9 protein-coding genes are annotated in these 13,784 nt (G+C 69.2%); 6 read left to right on the top strand and 3 right to left on the bottom strand.

Annotated features, from left to right (window positions below):
• Window positions 1-2 precede the first annotated feature (2 nt).
• Both OG199_RS43720 and OG199_RS43715 read right to left on the bottom strand, forming a co-directional pair.
• The gene (locus tag OG199_RS43720) at window positions 3-698 is read right to left on the bottom strand and encodes a hypothetical protein (protein ID WP_405834891.1); all 696 of its coding nucleotides are present in this window, start codon (window positions 696-698) and stop codon (window positions 3-5) included.
• Between the two features lie 152 nt (window positions 699-850).
• Entirely contained in the window at window positions 851-1,156 is a 306-nt protein-coding gene (locus tag OG199_RS43715; RefSeq protein WP_331727701.1) for a DUF6207 family protein, read from the bottom strand.
• Between the two features lie 1,302 nt (window positions 1,157-2,458).
• Between OG199_RS43715 and OG199_RS43710 the strand changes: the two genes are divergently transcribed.
• The 3 genes from OG199_RS43710 to OG199_RS43700 all read left to right on the top strand — a co-directional run bounded on the left by OG199_RS43710 (window position 2,459) and on the right by OG199_RS43700 (window position 9,097).
• Window positions 2,459-6,340, top strand: coding sequence for a DUF3560 domain-containing protein (locus OG199_RS43710; RefSeq protein ID WP_405834889.1), 3,882 nt, complete (start codon window positions 2,459-2,461; stop codon window positions 6,338-6,340).
• Between the two features lie 406 nt (window positions 6,341-6,746).
• Window positions 6,747-7,586 carry a hypothetical protein gene (locus OG199_RS43705; protein WP_405834887.1) on the top strand — a complete coding sequence of 280 codons (840 nt, stop codon included), beginning with the start codon at window positions 6,747-6,749 and terminating at the stop codon, window positions 7,584-7,586.
• A 446-nt stretch (window positions 7,587-8,032) separates the two neighbouring features.
• Window positions 8,033-9,097, top strand: a complete 1,065-nt coding sequence (locus OG199_RS43700; RefSeq protein ID WP_331727692.1) for a hypothetical protein — start codon at window positions 8,033-8,035, stop codon at window positions 9,095-9,097.
• A gap of 329 nt (window positions 9,098-9,426) precedes the next feature.
• Here the strand turns inward: OG199_RS43700 and OG199_RS43695 are convergent, their stop codons facing one another.
• Window positions 9,427-9,966: a hypothetical protein gene (locus OG199_RS43695; RefSeq protein WP_331727689.1), complete on the bottom strand. Its 540-nt coding sequence runs from the start codon at window positions 9,964-9,966 to the stop codon at window positions 9,427-9,429.
• Window positions 9,967-10,108: 142 nt separating this feature from the next.
• Here OG199_RS43695 and OG199_RS43690 point away from each other — a divergent pair, with 142 nt between their 5' ends.
• The 3 genes from OG199_RS43690 to OG199_RS43680 all read left to right on the top strand — a co-directional run bounded on the left by OG199_RS43690 (window position 10,109) and on the right by OG199_RS43680 (window position 13,733).
• Complete coding sequence (locus OG199_RS43690) at window positions 10,109-10,777, top strand: hypothetical protein (protein ID WP_405834886.1); 669 nt, start codon at window positions 10,109-10,111, stop codon at window positions 10,775-10,777.
• 299 nt (window positions 10,778-11,076) lie between these two features.
• Complete coding sequence (locus OG199_RS43685; RefSeq protein WP_331727684.1) at window positions 11,077-11,700, top strand: hypothetical protein; 624 nt, start codon at window positions 11,077-11,079, stop codon at window positions 11,698-11,700.
• Window positions 11,697-13,733, top strand: a complete 2,037-nt coding sequence (locus OG199_RS43680) for a hypothetical protein (RefSeq protein ID WP_331727681.1) — start codon at window positions 11,697-11,699, stop codon at window positions 13,731-13,733. Before OG199_RS43685 ends, OG199_RS43680 begins: the two co-directional genes overlap by 4 nt.
• Window positions 13,734-13,784 lie beyond the last annotated feature (51 nt).

The following is a 13,784-nucleotide window of genomic DNA, read 5'->3' as shown; positions in this document are numbered from 1 at the left end:
GGTCACCCCACCACGCGCAGGACCGGACGCTGCTCACGCACGGCGCCCACTGCGGTGATGGGCGAGGGCTCGTACGTGGCGTCGCTCTCATTGAGCACCGGCGCGACAGCACCGTCGGGGCCGGGCAACCACATCTCGGCATACCGCGGCGAGGCCGCAGCACCGCGCCCGGCGGCGGCCACCCGGACACGGCGACCGCGCAGCAGACCGTGCCCGTCTCCCACGCCCTCCCACCGTGCCGAGACCACCTGGAGACGCGCCTCGGCGCCCTGCCACGGGCCGGCGGCCAGCAGGATCGATCCGCTGCGCCGCAGCACGGCGGCCAGCCGGCGGGCTATCCGGTCGGGCACCGGTCCCAGCGGGCCGACCAGGACGACCGGGACTGCCTCGGCCACGGTGGCAAGGACCTGCGCCCAGTGGCGGCCGGGATCGTCGATCCGCATGCCGCTCGCCAGGTCCAACCCGGCGGCCTCGGCCGCGAGCGCCCCCAGCTGCGGCAAGCCCACCGCCGCCCAACCAACAGCCGTCCGGGAGGCCTCCGCGGCGAGCGCCAGCAGCAACGGCATGTCATGACCTGTGCTGACGGCCGTGCCGGGGCGGATACGTCCGCCGGGCAGCAGCGCACCGAGCGGAGACGACGGCGCCGGCTCACCGGTACCGCCACCCGCTCGCACGCTCGCCACCGGTCTTGCAGACATACATCGATATTCGAGCATGAGTTCGAATGAATCAAGTCAGGAGTCCGTGAGTCGCCCGAAAGAGTTCAGGAACACTGTTCTGTCGCAGCGATGGTTGAGCGTTTCGCACTGAAGCCTGAGCGTGCAGGTCAGCGGGTCGCGCCGGTCACACCTCACCGGAAGCGCCGCGCCCGCCACCTCGTCCACGCGCGCAGCGCGGAGCGGACCGTGGCGCTGCCGCACTCCGGGCGTCCCGGAGTGCGCGGCGTGTGTCGTTCCATCTCGTCGACTGGCAAGGTGCTGCCGTACATGCGTACGCAGACGCCGCCCTCGCCCGGGATGCGATACGGCGCGGATGGTCCGGTCACGTTGCTGTGCTCGGCGAGCGCCAAGCCGACCGCGACCGCGGTCTCCTCGTCGAGCGCGTGAATCGTGATCCGGGCGATGCCGGGCTGAGTCAGGTGTGGGCCTTGGGGCATGTCGAGGCGGACACCGACGCCGCCGCGATCGGTTCTTCCTCCGGTCGAAGATCACCCTTCCGTGCTCGCGCAAGGTGGTTGCGCAATGGGTAGCTCAGAGCGTTGCTCAATGGGTTGCCTGGCGAGTTGCTCAACGGATTGCCCAACAGGTAGCCACACCCGGACGGGTGGGGCTGCTTGGCTGCAGGTCAGCGGGGGTGGGCCAGCGCGGACGCGCCGTGACACCTCTTCCTCCATAGGAGGAAGAGAGTCCCTCTCCCTTCGTCGGGGTGCAGCCCGACGAAGGAGGGAGTAGTTCAGCTCGGCTTCGTCCAGCGCCGTCTCGTCAGGCTGCGGCCGGCTTCGGCTGTCGCTAGCCCGGCGCCGACCCGCCCCAGGGGGCGCCTCGGGCGGCTCGCGAGCCGCTGACCAGCGGAGCTTCTCGAAAAGGCGCCCCGAAACCGCTTCCGTCAGTGATGGAACTGCGGTATATTTCTTTCGTTGGGTTGCTCGGTGGCACGGCCCCCAACTCCGAAGCACACACCCCCCATTACGGAGGACTGTCCCATGTCACACGCGGTCATGATCACCACTCCCGCCGGCAACGCCATGGAAGGGCACGGCCTTACGGACGCGCGCACCATCCTTGCCTCGGATGCAGACCTGCACCCGAAGCGGCAGGGACTGAGCGTGACGCCGCGCGCGGTTGCGTACTCCGTGTACTGCCCCGCGACGGAGCGGTACAGCCTGGTGACGCTTGACGGTCGGTGGATCATCCCGGGGCGGGAGGGTTACAAGACTCGGGGCCCGGTAGCGACGTACGCGCGGAAGAACATCGCGACCGTACGACCGGACGCACTTGTGATCCTGGAGCCGGTACGGCACAACGGCCCGTTCAAGGCGACGCAGTACGGGCGCCGTCCGGGGACGTGTCGTCAGGCAATCGGGGACGACTGGCGCGGCATCTACGGGTACGCATGCTTGTGTGGTGCGGGCGTGCAGCCTGAGAAGGTGTCCCGTGAGGGTTGGGTGATCGTGCGGGACGGTCGGGGCACGCACACCGTTTCGTACGCGCTGCGTAGCGAGCACCGTCGGGAGTTCGGCACGGTTCCGGCAGAGGTTCCGGAGCGCGCGAACGTGGTGGTGGCTGGCGCCCCGGAGGTTCCGGCGGTCAAGGCTCCGGCCACCGTGGACGCTCCGGCCGAATCGGCCCCCGTGGCGGACGCTCCGGCGGTCAAGGCTCCGGCCGTCCACACCCCGGTCAAGGCTCCGGCACAGACCCCGGAGACTGCCCCGGAGGGCACCTCGGAGAGCGCGCGCCGGTTGATCAGCGCGAGCGAAACCGGCCGCGCGTATGTGACCGGGAACGGCGAACGGCTCCGGATCGAGTCGGCGGACGGCCGCATGGCGTACACGCTGCACACGGTGCATGACGAGGCACACCAGGAAGCCAAGAACGGCTTTGCCGCACTTGCGCGGGAGTTCGCCGGTGGAGTCGCCAAGCGCGGTAAGGGCGCGCCGAAGTGGCGCAAGCGTCCGCTGGGCATGTGGCCGGGCAAGCCGCAGGGCTTCAAGGAATTCGCCCCGGTCGACTACGCCCCGGGCGTGATGCTGGCATGGACCGTGGACGGAGTCTCGTACACGGGGCAGGTGTGGGCGAACCGCATCCGGTCCGGGAAGTGGAACGGCGACCGGGGTGAAACCTCGGCGGTCGTGGTGGCGACGGTTGACGGCCGTCGGGCGCGGCGTGATGAGGCTGTGTGCCTGCCGTTCGTGCACGGCTCGCGCCGGAAGAACGCGTATGCGTTCGTGTGCACGGACGGCGGTAACGCGGACGTGTCCGTGATCGCTGCGGAGTGCGCGGGCGACGGGCTGTTCGACGTGGTCACCCCGTCGGTTGACGTAGTCGACGTGTGGGAGGGCGAGGGGGGCGCCGTGGCTGGTGTCGAGACCCCGGAGCCTGCCGACGCTCCCGCGGACGATGTGGAGCCTGCCGACGCTCCGGCCGAGACTGCCACGCCGGAGGCTCCGGCGGGTGCGCACTGCCACCGTTGCGGCACCGACACCGTGTTCGGTGCGGAGTGCCGGACGTGTGGGCGGGTGGACATCGTGGCCGCACTCATGCCGTCCGTGCCGGTGCTGTGCCCAGCGGAGGAAAAGGCCATGGCTACGGGCCGTCAGTACTGCCCGCGCTGCTTCACGGTCGGTGTGGCGCTGTACGCGACGACGCTGCACACGGGGCCCGGGTACGTGTGCGCCGAGTGCTACACGGCGCACGGGCGCCGTCTGCCCGAGGCGGGCCCGGCGCCGGTCAAGGCTCCGGCCGGTGACGTTATCCGGGCCGCGCGGGCAGCGCGCAAGGAGGCGGAGGAGTCGGGCGCGAGCGTCGGCGAGACTCACCGCGCTGGGGAGGCCGCGCGCAAGGTGGTCAGCGTGGCGTACGGGCAGCGTCCGGCGGACGTGATCAGCGACCCGTGCAGCGTGGACGGGTGGGAGGACGAGGGCGGGGCGTGCATCGGCGTCGACCGGCCCAGCGCGCCGGACGCTGGATGGGGTGCTGTGCCCGTCGGCACCGACCCCTCGACGGAAATAGGTACATGTACCGCTCCGGCCGTCGACGTCACCCCGGTACGTCCCGACGTCGTGAGCGACCCGGGGGCCGTCGACACCTGGGACGGCGAGGGCGGCGCGCTCAACCAGATCACGGAGGGGGACAGCGAGGGCGACGTTGCGACCGTGGGCAAGGCAGCGGCCGGCACGGAGGGCGAGGTCTCCGCGCCAGCAATTCCCGCCGCCGACGCAGACGGCGGCCAAGCGGTTAGGGCGTCGGCCGAGGCGGATATCACGATCCGTCACACTCGCTCGGAGGGCACCCTTGTTGAGGGCAGCCGGAAGGGTGACGGCGTGTATGAGCTGATCCGCCCGCACGGCTTCCGCTACTTCCCATCACTGCGGCAGCTGGGTATCCGGCAATCGCGCGACAAGGCCGCGCAAATGTGGAAGATCAACGGTGCCGCCGCCGCGCTGCGTGTAGCCGGGTTTACGGGCGCGGTGGAGATCAACGAGGACGAACGCCGGTCGTTCGCCGAGGCCGAGGCCGAGCGCATGGAGCGGGCCGAGGAACGGGCGGAGCGCTTCGAGGGGTACGCGGACAACGCCGGCGCCCGCTCCGACGCCGCATGGAAGCGCGGTCACGAGATCGCCGACGGAATCCCCATGGGCCAGCCGATCCTTGTTGGTCACCACTCCGAAGGGCGGGCGCGGCGTGATCAGGAGCGCATCCACAACGCGACGCGGACGAGCATCGACGAGGGCAAGCGAGCCGGGTACTGGGCGGGGCGCGCGAAGTCGGCTGCCTCGTACGAGGCGTACCGGAAGAACCCTGGGGTCACGCTGCGGCGGATTGACAAGCTGGCGGCGCAGCTTCGGCGGGTGGAGAAGTGGCAGCGCGGAGAGTCAGCCGGTGGGTACACACGGGCATTGACGCCTGAGACGGTGGCCGAACTGGGCCGCGCGCACCAGGACGTGACGGAAGAGCTGGCGTACTGGCGGGACATCATCGCGCAGGCGGAGGCCGCCGGGTTCAAGGTGTGGGGCAAGGCCGACTTCGTGAAGGGTGATTTCGTCCGGCACCGCGGCACCTGGTACGAGGTGGTGCGGGTCAACACCAAGAGCGTCAGCGTGCCCCACATCCACGCTTACCACCAGGGCGGGGGCGCTGGGACCGTCGGCGGGCGGCCGGTGGTGACGAAGGAGTCCGCAGCACAGACCCCGATGGGCAAGTACACCTGGACTGCCCCGTACGACGACGTGCAGGGCCGCATGTCGGGCGAGGAAATGCGGGCGCGGCTCGCGGGAACCTGGGTCGAGCCGGAGCCGGAGGAGACAGCCGCACAGCCGGAGCCGGTGAAGGTGCCGGACGTGGTGAGCGTCGGGACGCTGGAAGTGTGGGGCGACGAGGGCGGCGCCATGCCCGGCGTGGAAACGCCCCGCCCGGTCGTCGTCGAGGTCCAGGAGCAGCAGCAGGAAAGTCCCACGGTCGCGGCTGGCGAAGGGGCCAAGGACGTAACCGGTGCCGACCCGGACCCGGTCGCGGTGCTCATCGCCTCGCGGAACGGGAGCCCGACCCGGGCACGGGTGCTGTGGTGGATGCAGCGTCACCAGGCACAGCGGCTGTGCAGTGACCCGCGTACGAACTGGCAAAACTCCATGCTCGTGTGGACGGCCGACCCCGGCGAGCGGGGTACGGACTGGGATTTCGTCGCGGACCGGCGCCCGGAGGAGACGGCCGCGCTGTTCGCGGAACTCTTCATCGCCCCGATGACGTGGGAGGCCGTACAGGAGCGGAGGCCGGGGCTGTGCGACCCGGAGCGGTGGTGCAATCACGCGTGGCCGTGCGGGCGCGACCTTGAGGAGTGGCGGGCCAAGCAGTCCAAGAGCAAGCGGGAGTTGCAGCGCGAACGGCAAGTTGAGGCGCGAGCGCGTAAGGCAGAGGCCCGGCGGGCGGCGGAGGCTGCACCGTGCGCGGACTGTGCGGGCGTGTGCCCGGTAGAGGCGCGGTGCAGCGAGTGCAGGGACCGCGCGGCGGCCGGTCTGCCCCTGGTGGATGTTCCCCGGGATGTAGCGGACGAACAGGTGACGGAGTGTCGGGCGCTCCCCGCCTCCCCGGTGCGCAAGGCCCTTGAGGCAGGCGAGCGTGAGGCGATCGTCACGCCGTACGTTCCCGCTCCACGCGTTTTCGAGGTCGCGCCGGTGGAGTCGCCCGAGGTGCGCCAGGTGCGGGCGTTGGTGGCGCGGCTGCGCGCAGCGGATGACGTTGAGGTTGTCGAGGAGCAGGCCGCGCGGAATTGGTTTGAGGCAGCTGTAGAGCCGGTGGCTGTCGTCGAGGACCAGGAGGAGCACCAGGATCAGGACGCGCCCGTACTTTCCTGGGACGAAATCGCCGAGGAGCTGCGGGAGCTGCGGGCGGAGCTGAAGGGCGACGGCCAGAACCCGGAGGACGGCCCGTCGCTGACGTGGGACGAGGTAAAGCGGGAACTGGTGGCGCTGCGGCGGGAGATCTCCCCGGCGCGGCCGCTGGCCCTGCCGGTGCGGCTGGTTCGGATTCCCCGACGGTTGCGGCGAGAGGCCCTGACGATCGCGGCGAGTGCGGCACTGGTCACCGTGGCGGCGGGGCAGGTGGCCGAGATGATGCCGTACAGGTGATGACGCTCCGGGGCTGGGGGCGGGTGACGTACGGTCCGCCCCGGGCACCGGTGACGCGCACGCCACACCCACCCACGGGTGCGGCGGCCCCTCCAAGGCGCCAAGGCTCGCCCTCCTCCGGCCCGCCGCGGGCCGGTTGGGACGACTGCGTTCGGGCTCGAGCAACTCGGCGGCACCCCATGCCGGCACGCTCCTTGCGTGGAACTCGGCGCATGGCATGGACGGCCCATGGGACGCGCGTGGAGCGTGCGTCACCCGAGCGCCGACCGACTCCTCCGCCGAGCGTGGCAACCAGCCCGTGGGCACGGGGCGCCCCGTTTCAGTAATGTACCGCTAGCCAGCTGGCAGCCCGGTACTCGGAGAAACGGTGTTGACCATGGGCGGCTGTGATAGGTACATGTACTCGATGAGTGCGCGCATCAAGTGGCAGGACATCATTGACCGGGCCCGGGACATCGTCGATGGCTATGACGGCGGAGTCACCGTGCGGCAGGTCATGTACCGCCTGGTCGGCGCGGGACTCTTGCCGAACACCGCTCCCCACTACCGCAGGTTGTCCTCCCGGCTCGCCCAGGCCCGCCGTGACGGGCTCTTCCCGGGCCTCATCGACACGATCCGCGAAGTCCACGTCCCGCCGGCCTGGCCGGACGCCGCGGCGTTCGTGGCAGACATGCCCCAATGGTTCCGCCTCGACCGCACCCGTGGGCAGGAGTGGGCGCTGTACGTGGCGGCCGAGAAGGACACCCTGCGCCAGCTGCTGACCGGGTGGCTCGCCGAGTACGGCATCCCCGTCCTGGTGGTACGCGGATTCGGCAGCCAGTCCTACGCCGACGTCGTCCGCGAACGCGTACGCAGCGACTCCCGCCCTGCAGCGCTGCTCTACATAGGCGACTTCGACGCCAGCGGCTCGGACATCGAGCGGGACTGGGTGGAGCGCACGGACTGCTGGGAGCGGGTGGAGCGGGTGCTGCTGACGGACGGGCAGGTTCGCGAATACCGACTGCCGCCGGCCGAGGGGAAGCGGGACGACCCGCGCTGGCCCGGGTTCGCCCGCCGCCATGGCTTCGCCCTCGACCGCCCCGTCTCGTGGGAAGTCGAAGCGCTGGAGCCTGCCGAACTCAAGCGCCTGGTCCTGGAGGCCGTCGACGCGTACGTCGACCGGGAGACGCTTGCCCAGGTCATGGCCGAGGAAGAGCAGCAGCGCCGCCGCCTCGTTGCCATCCTCGGTCGGCAGCAAGACGGCTGATCGGGCAGGCGATTCGGCCAACGCGAAGACCTCACGTCGGCGCCTGCCGCCCAGAGCGGGACCGGGCCTGCGACACTGGTCCTGCCCCGTCGTTCCCCCGTCGGCGGGGCATCTACCTGCAGGGCAGTCGGCCGACCGCGCAAAAGGAATGCGGCCGACGCCCAATCCGCTGAGGCGGGTGGCAAGGGCGCCGGCCAACCGAAGACACACACCGTCCAGGACGAGACCCGCACGGACGTGGCCGTCTTCGAGTGTAACGGTGTGACAGGCGCGAGAGACGCTTCCTTGCTCGCGATGACGTAAGTCCGGTAATTTTCTTTCGTCGGTGGTTATGGCAAGCGCTCCGGCCCGAAGACATCACCGTCATCAAGGAGTTCACAGACAGCGCACAAACCGCCCCGCCCTCGCCCGCAACGCCGCCCTGTACAGCCGACCAGGAGAGACTGATGATCCGCGCCGGACGCCGGAAATTCGCCCAGAGCAGCGAAGAGCTCGCCGCCGCCATGGGTGTGACGATCGGTACTTTCCGCAACAAGAGGCCTTACGCCAACGAGGACTTCCCGCCTCTGATCAGCTCCGAAGGGGCGCGGGTGAAGTTGTGGGACAGCGAGCAGACCGCTGCCCATCTGGCAGGCCGCCCCGTCCCCGAACTGCCGCAGGAGGACGACGAGCAGGACCTCCTCGACCGTAACGAGGCCGCCGCCGAGCTGGGCGTCAGCCCCAAGACCTGGGACGACTACAAGACACACCCCCAGATCGCCCCCCACTTGACCAAGGTCAGGCGTGTGGAGCACTGCCCGCGCGGCATCGTGCAGGCCTTCCGCACGGGCAAGGAAGCCGGCGCAGACGCCGGACCCAAGGGCCGGCCCAAGGGCAGCGGGGACATGGTGCCGCGGGACGAGATCTCCGCCCGGGTAGGCGAGCTACTCGACGAGGACCCGGCGGTGACCCTCGCAACGGTCCAGGAGCGCGTCGGCCTGTCCTACGCTGCGGCCGCGCGTGCACTGCCGCGACTGCGCGGGGAGCGGATCGCCGACCTGCTGCAGGCCGAACCGGACCTGAGCCCCGAGGAGGCCGCCGCCCGTCTCGGCTACCCGACCGCGGTGCAGCGCACGGCCCTTGTGAGCGCCGCCGCCGAACTACGCGCCCGACGGGTACAGCCGTACCTGCAGCGCGTCGCCGACGTCCTGGTCGGCGCAGGCCTGGCCGACGCGCAGGACGTCCGGGTGCAGCGCCTGGACGGCGATGTGCTCGCCGCGGCCGTGCTGCTGAGCGGATCAGGCTCGCCCGCCCTTGTGTGGGACGAGCGCTATGGCTGGCGTACCGCCGTCAGCAGGCGTCACCCGATCGGCAAGGAGACCGGTACCCCGCCGGAGGGCGACGGCATCCGCTACCACAGCGAGAGTCAGCAGCCCGAGCCCGCCGAACTGCTGGCCGCGCTCACTGACGGTCGACGCGGCTCCAAGCACCCCAAGACCGTCCACCCGGCCGGAGGCGCCCTGCGGGGCTGACTCGAGGACCATCAAGAAGCGCGCGACGTAAGTTCTCCGCATAGTTCTGATCTGCCTCACCGCAATGGGCCGTTTGATCAACTTGAGACTTCCGCCTACTTGGACGGACTAGGCTCCATTCCGGCCTGCACCGGAATGGAGTGTGCGGGGTAGGCCCCGGTCCCCGTGACGGGACGCAGTACGGCCGGGGCCGCACCGCACTCAGAACTCCTCCCCAGACACCACGGGTCACCGACGAAAGGCCGCGTGCCACGGGCCCCGGGGAAACAGATGCGTTCTCCGAGGGCTCATGGCGTGTCCGGTACCGCCGCAGGGGGACGGTCTCGCGATCAGCTGCTGACGATGTCGAGCAGATCCTGGAAGCGGCGGTTCACGTGTTCGTCTCCACACGCGCGACGGACAGCCGAATCACGCTGAAGATCTTCAACGATGTTCTGGATGCCGCCGCGGTTGTCCAGGAAGAGTTGCTTGATGATGGGGGCGGCGCGGTTGCTGTAGAAGACCTTTCGGTTGATGCCGGCGCCGTACCCACCCGGTTCGCCGACGTAGCAGAGCACCATCCACTTGACGATCCCGGGCTTGATGTCGTCGGGAACCGGATCGAGGCCGCCGAACTCCTCGAACAGCCGCAGTGCGGGGCTGTGTTCCTCGTGGTTCGTCCACCGGTGGCCGATGCCCGTGAGCTTGTCGAGCTGCCTTGCGAAGAAATCCTTGCGTTGCCCCTTGCTGAAGTAGGGCAGGAGCCCGGCAGCGTGGGCCACGCGCACGGTGAGCTCGTCCAGGGGGTCACGGCCGAGCTTGGTCAGCAGGTTCTTGGCGACGGCCAGGCGTACACCGTTTCGAGTCCGCTCGTTCAACTCCTGCAGCATCAGGTAGGCGTTTTCGCGAACGACATCGACTTCGGAGTTGCTGAGAGCGGTGCTGACGAGGATTTGGACGATCTCCTCCTGGCGCTGGTCCGGGGCGTGCTCGAAGTCGGTCAGAAGGCCACTGTCCGGTGTGATGGGGCCAGTGGCTTCGATGATCTGCTTGACCTACCTCGATCAACGTGATCGGGTCCTTCGACAGGACAGCGTCGATGCACGTTGCGAAGGTGTATACGACATCCTCGAAGCCGGCCTCGTACTCGGAGTCCTCGTGTTCGAGGTCCTTGCGGATGTCGTACACCCTCGTCATCTTCCGCCACTCAGCGCGGTTGAGGAGTCCAATACGGTAGGCAAGCCTGATCAAGTAGGCAGTCGAGTAGTTCTCGACGTGCTCGGCGTTCTCGATCGGCGGGAGCTTCGGCTTGGCCGTCTTGGCGGCCTCGCTGGCGATGCCGACACCCACGATGAGGATCTTGTCCCGGAGATCTCGGACGGCGGCGTTGAACAGACGCTGACAGGCGCTACTCGGATCCACCGGCAGGATGCGTCGCACGCGCTCGATCAAGTTCTTCGCCTGCCACTCCGGCCGGATCCGCTGCATCAGGCCGGGAACAGCGCCGATCGTTGTGACCGCGGCGGTCGAGACCGCGACGACGACGCCTTCTGGATCGCTCAACTTGCCCTCACTCAGTATGAATTGAAACGCTCATCCAGAGGCAAACGGTACGGACTGAGACGCCCCGTCGCGCCGGTATTTCCCGACCCTTGGCGGGCTGGCGCGGCGCCGGACCCCTCTACCGCGTCGGCGATTTGAAGCGCTGGGCACGCAACCGACCCCGCGCTGCCGTCGGCACCACCGACCTGGACTGGCCAGCCCTGGCCTTGGCACGCCGGAAGGGGTGGGAAGGCATTCACGATGCTACGGCGGGTGCGCGGGCGTGATGGGTGCTTGAGTCGTCAGGCCGTCGGACGGCTCCCCAAGTCGATGTTGCGGCTGTATGGTCACGGCACGTATGCGTGCGGGAACTGAACGTGCGGCGTGCTGGGGGCGTGGGTTTGTAAAGGGGGGTGGTCGGGATCGCTTTACCGACTGCTGGTCAGACGGCGGTGCGGATGCTCTTCATCCTTGATCGGCTGGGTGACGAGTGCGAGGCCGGCGAAGGCGTCCCGGAGTCGGCGGTTCGTGTGATCCATGCGGAGCGCAAGCTGCAGAAGCTCGACTTCTTGGTACGCAATCCGGACTATCTGGCGAATGTGATCATCTCGGGGTGTGAGGAGGGTCGGCTGCCGCGTGAGCGGTTGCTGGATGCGCGGGCGGTGTTGGAGGAGCGGGAGCCTGAGCTGCACACCTATCGGATGCTGCGCGGTCGGCATGGGGCGTTCGAGCAGCTCAACAACGCGCTCAGTGTGCTGCGGCATCTGGAGTTGATCGCGATCCGGCGGTCCGGGCGGACGTCGGACGAGTACGTCCGGCGCCGTGACTACTACCTGCTGGAGGCGGGGGCGGCCCAGGCGGAACGGATGCGTGCCGCGGAGCCGCTGCTGGCCTGGTACGACCAGCAGACCGCCTACGTCGCGATGGCGGCACAAGGTATGTCGGGGGGCCAGCTGAAGGTGTTGCAGTACGGGCATGACGAGTACGCCGACACCCCGGAGCGTCAGCTGATCGGCGGGATCACGCCCCGGGTGCGGGAACGTCTGGCGGCGGCACTGGCACGGGAGGGACTCGCAGCGTGAGCGACGACATCGACGACGTGGAAGACGACACTGCCGGGCCTGTCGAGGCATGGCTGGAGGAGGTCGCCGCGCGCTCCGGGCAACCCGCCGAAGTGGTGCGCGAAGTCCTGACAGAACACGGCGTGCGGGCGCACACGGCGCTGCCCCGTCCCCACCGACTCCAGGTGACCGAAGTGGAGTTCGAAGGCACGCGCCCCGTGCCGGACGGCCACGAGATGACGGATCCCGCCGGGGTACCGTTCCGCTTCCACTGGAAGCCCGGGCCCGGAGTGTGGTGCCTGGCCTCCACGGGCAAGAACGAGGCCGGCAAGTCCAGCGTCCTTGAGATCGTCTTATGGTGCCTGCGGGGCCGCAGCGGCCTCCAGCGTGACGTACGCAGCTGGCTGCACCGCGTGCGCACCCAGTTTCTCCTGGACGACGAGCCTCTCGTGGTGGAGATGACGGTGACCGACGGCATCCCGGCCGGAACCGTAGCCTCCCAGCAGACCGGGGTAGTGCTGGTGTCCTTCGACGGTGTGAAGGCGTTCGAGGAGTCGATGGACGCCTTCATGATGGAACGCCTCGGACTGGAGCCACTGCGCACGCAGCAAAAGCCGCGCGGGGAGGTTGAGGCGTTGCCGGTCACTGGCGAGCTGTCCTGGCCCTCCTACGCCAGCGGCTTGCACATCAACCGCAAAGGCCTCGGGCAACTGCTGGGCAACGAGTCGAAGAACGCGCTGCCTACCAGGCTGCTGGAACTCTTCCTCGGTGCCCCCTGGGCATCCACGATGGTTTCCGCGGCCGTGGCCCAGAAGGTGGTGGCGGCCCAGTTGTCCGCCGCCCGGCAGCGGGCCACCGCCGACGCCGAAGCCCGCCGCGCCCAACTGGGAGAACTCAGCCGCAAACTGGACACCGAACGCGCCCGCCTGGACGCGCTGCCTGAGCAACAGCAGGCCGCCGGCGATCTCACCGCGACCTACCGGGCGCTGGCCGCAGCCACCCAGGAAGCAGCCGACGCGCAACGGGAACTGGCCGCGGCCCGCTCGCGCCACGACATGCTCGAGGAGCAGCGATACAGCCTCGCCTCGGCCATGCAGGCCGCCCAGGAGGCGGCCCTGGCCAAAGCGTTCTTCCACACGCTGATGCCGACCGTCTGCCCACGCTGCGATACGAAAGTTTCCAAGGAGCAGTGGGCCAAGGAACAGGAGGGACAGTGCTCCCTATGTACTTCTCACCTGCCCGACCCGGCCCACCAGGCCGACGCCACAGACCATGAGGACGAGGGCGCGGACCCGGAGAGCCTGCGCCAGGAACTGGCCGGCGTACAACAGGCAGTGGAAGAGGCCGCCAGCGGCCTGGGAGCATCCCAGCGGCGTGCCATCCGCACGGCCGAAGCCGTCGCCCAGGCCGAGAACGCGCTGAACAGCGCCCTGCGCGATCCCGGCATCGCCGAGCGGCGCGCCGCGGAACTGGCCGTGGCCCGCCTGGAGGGAGCGGTCTCCGAACGCAAAGGCCGCTTCGCCGACCTCGACGCCGCAGTCGACATCGCCCCCCTCGAACAGGCCAACGACGTTCTCAAAGCCGCGGAGAAGACCGCGCACGCCCGCCGCACCGCGGCACTCAAGGAAGTCCTTAAGGCCATCGAGAAGGACATCGTCACCATGGGCCGCGCCCTTGGCCTGGAGATGCTCCAGCGCGTCGAACTGGGCACCGGAGCCACCCTGGCCGTGTGGAAAGGCGGCCAGCAGCACTCCTACGGATCCGTGACCGAAGGCGAACAACTACGACTGAAGATCGTCACCACGACCGCCCTGCTGCGACACGGCATCCGCAGCGGTGTCGGCCGACACCCCGGACTGCTGATCATCGACTCCCCCGGAGCCGAAGAAGTCGACAGCACCGATCTGCGACTCATGGTGCAGGACCTGGTGACACTCACCGACATGGCACCCGAACTGCAAGTCATCATCGCCACTGCCCGCGGCCAGGACGTCGCCTCCATCATCCCCACGGGGCAGCTTCGACTCGCCCCCGCCGGGGAGCGCCTGTGGTGACCACACGGACCGGCCGCAGCAAAGCCGGCGCCGGACTCCACCCACCCAGCT

The organism is Streptomyces sp. NBC_01176, assembly GCF_045039825.1.
Classification (GTDB): Bacteria; Actinomycetota; Actinomycetes; order Streptomycetales; family Streptomycetaceae; genus Streptomyces.
This window is presented reverse-complemented; position numbering and strand designations above follow the sequence as displayed.

Coding starts and splice junctions, on each gene's coding strand:
- OG199_RS43705 (WP_405834887.1), top strand. CDS start 6,747: ATGAGTGCGCGCATCAAGTGGCAGGACATCATTGACCGGGCCCGGGAC.
- OG199_RS43685 (WP_331727684.1), top strand. CDS start 11,077: ATGCTCTTCATCCTTGATCGGCTGGGTGACGAGTGCGAGGCCGGCGAA.
- OG199_RS43715 (WP_331727701.1), bottom strand. CDS start 1,156: ATGCCCCAAGGCCCACACCTGACTCAGCCCGGCATCGCCCGGATCACG.
- OG199_RS43695 (WP_331727689.1), bottom strand. CDS start 9,966: ATGCTGCAGGAGTTGAACGAGCGGACTCGAAACGGTGTACGCCTGGCC.
- OG199_RS43700 (WP_331727692.1), top strand. CDS start 8,033: ATGATCCGCGCCGGACGCCGGAAATTCGCCCAGAGCAGCGAAGAGCTC.
- OG199_RS43720 (WP_405834891.1), bottom strand. CDS start 698: ATGTCTGCAAGACCGGTGGCGAGCGTGCGAGCGGGTGGCGGTACCGGT.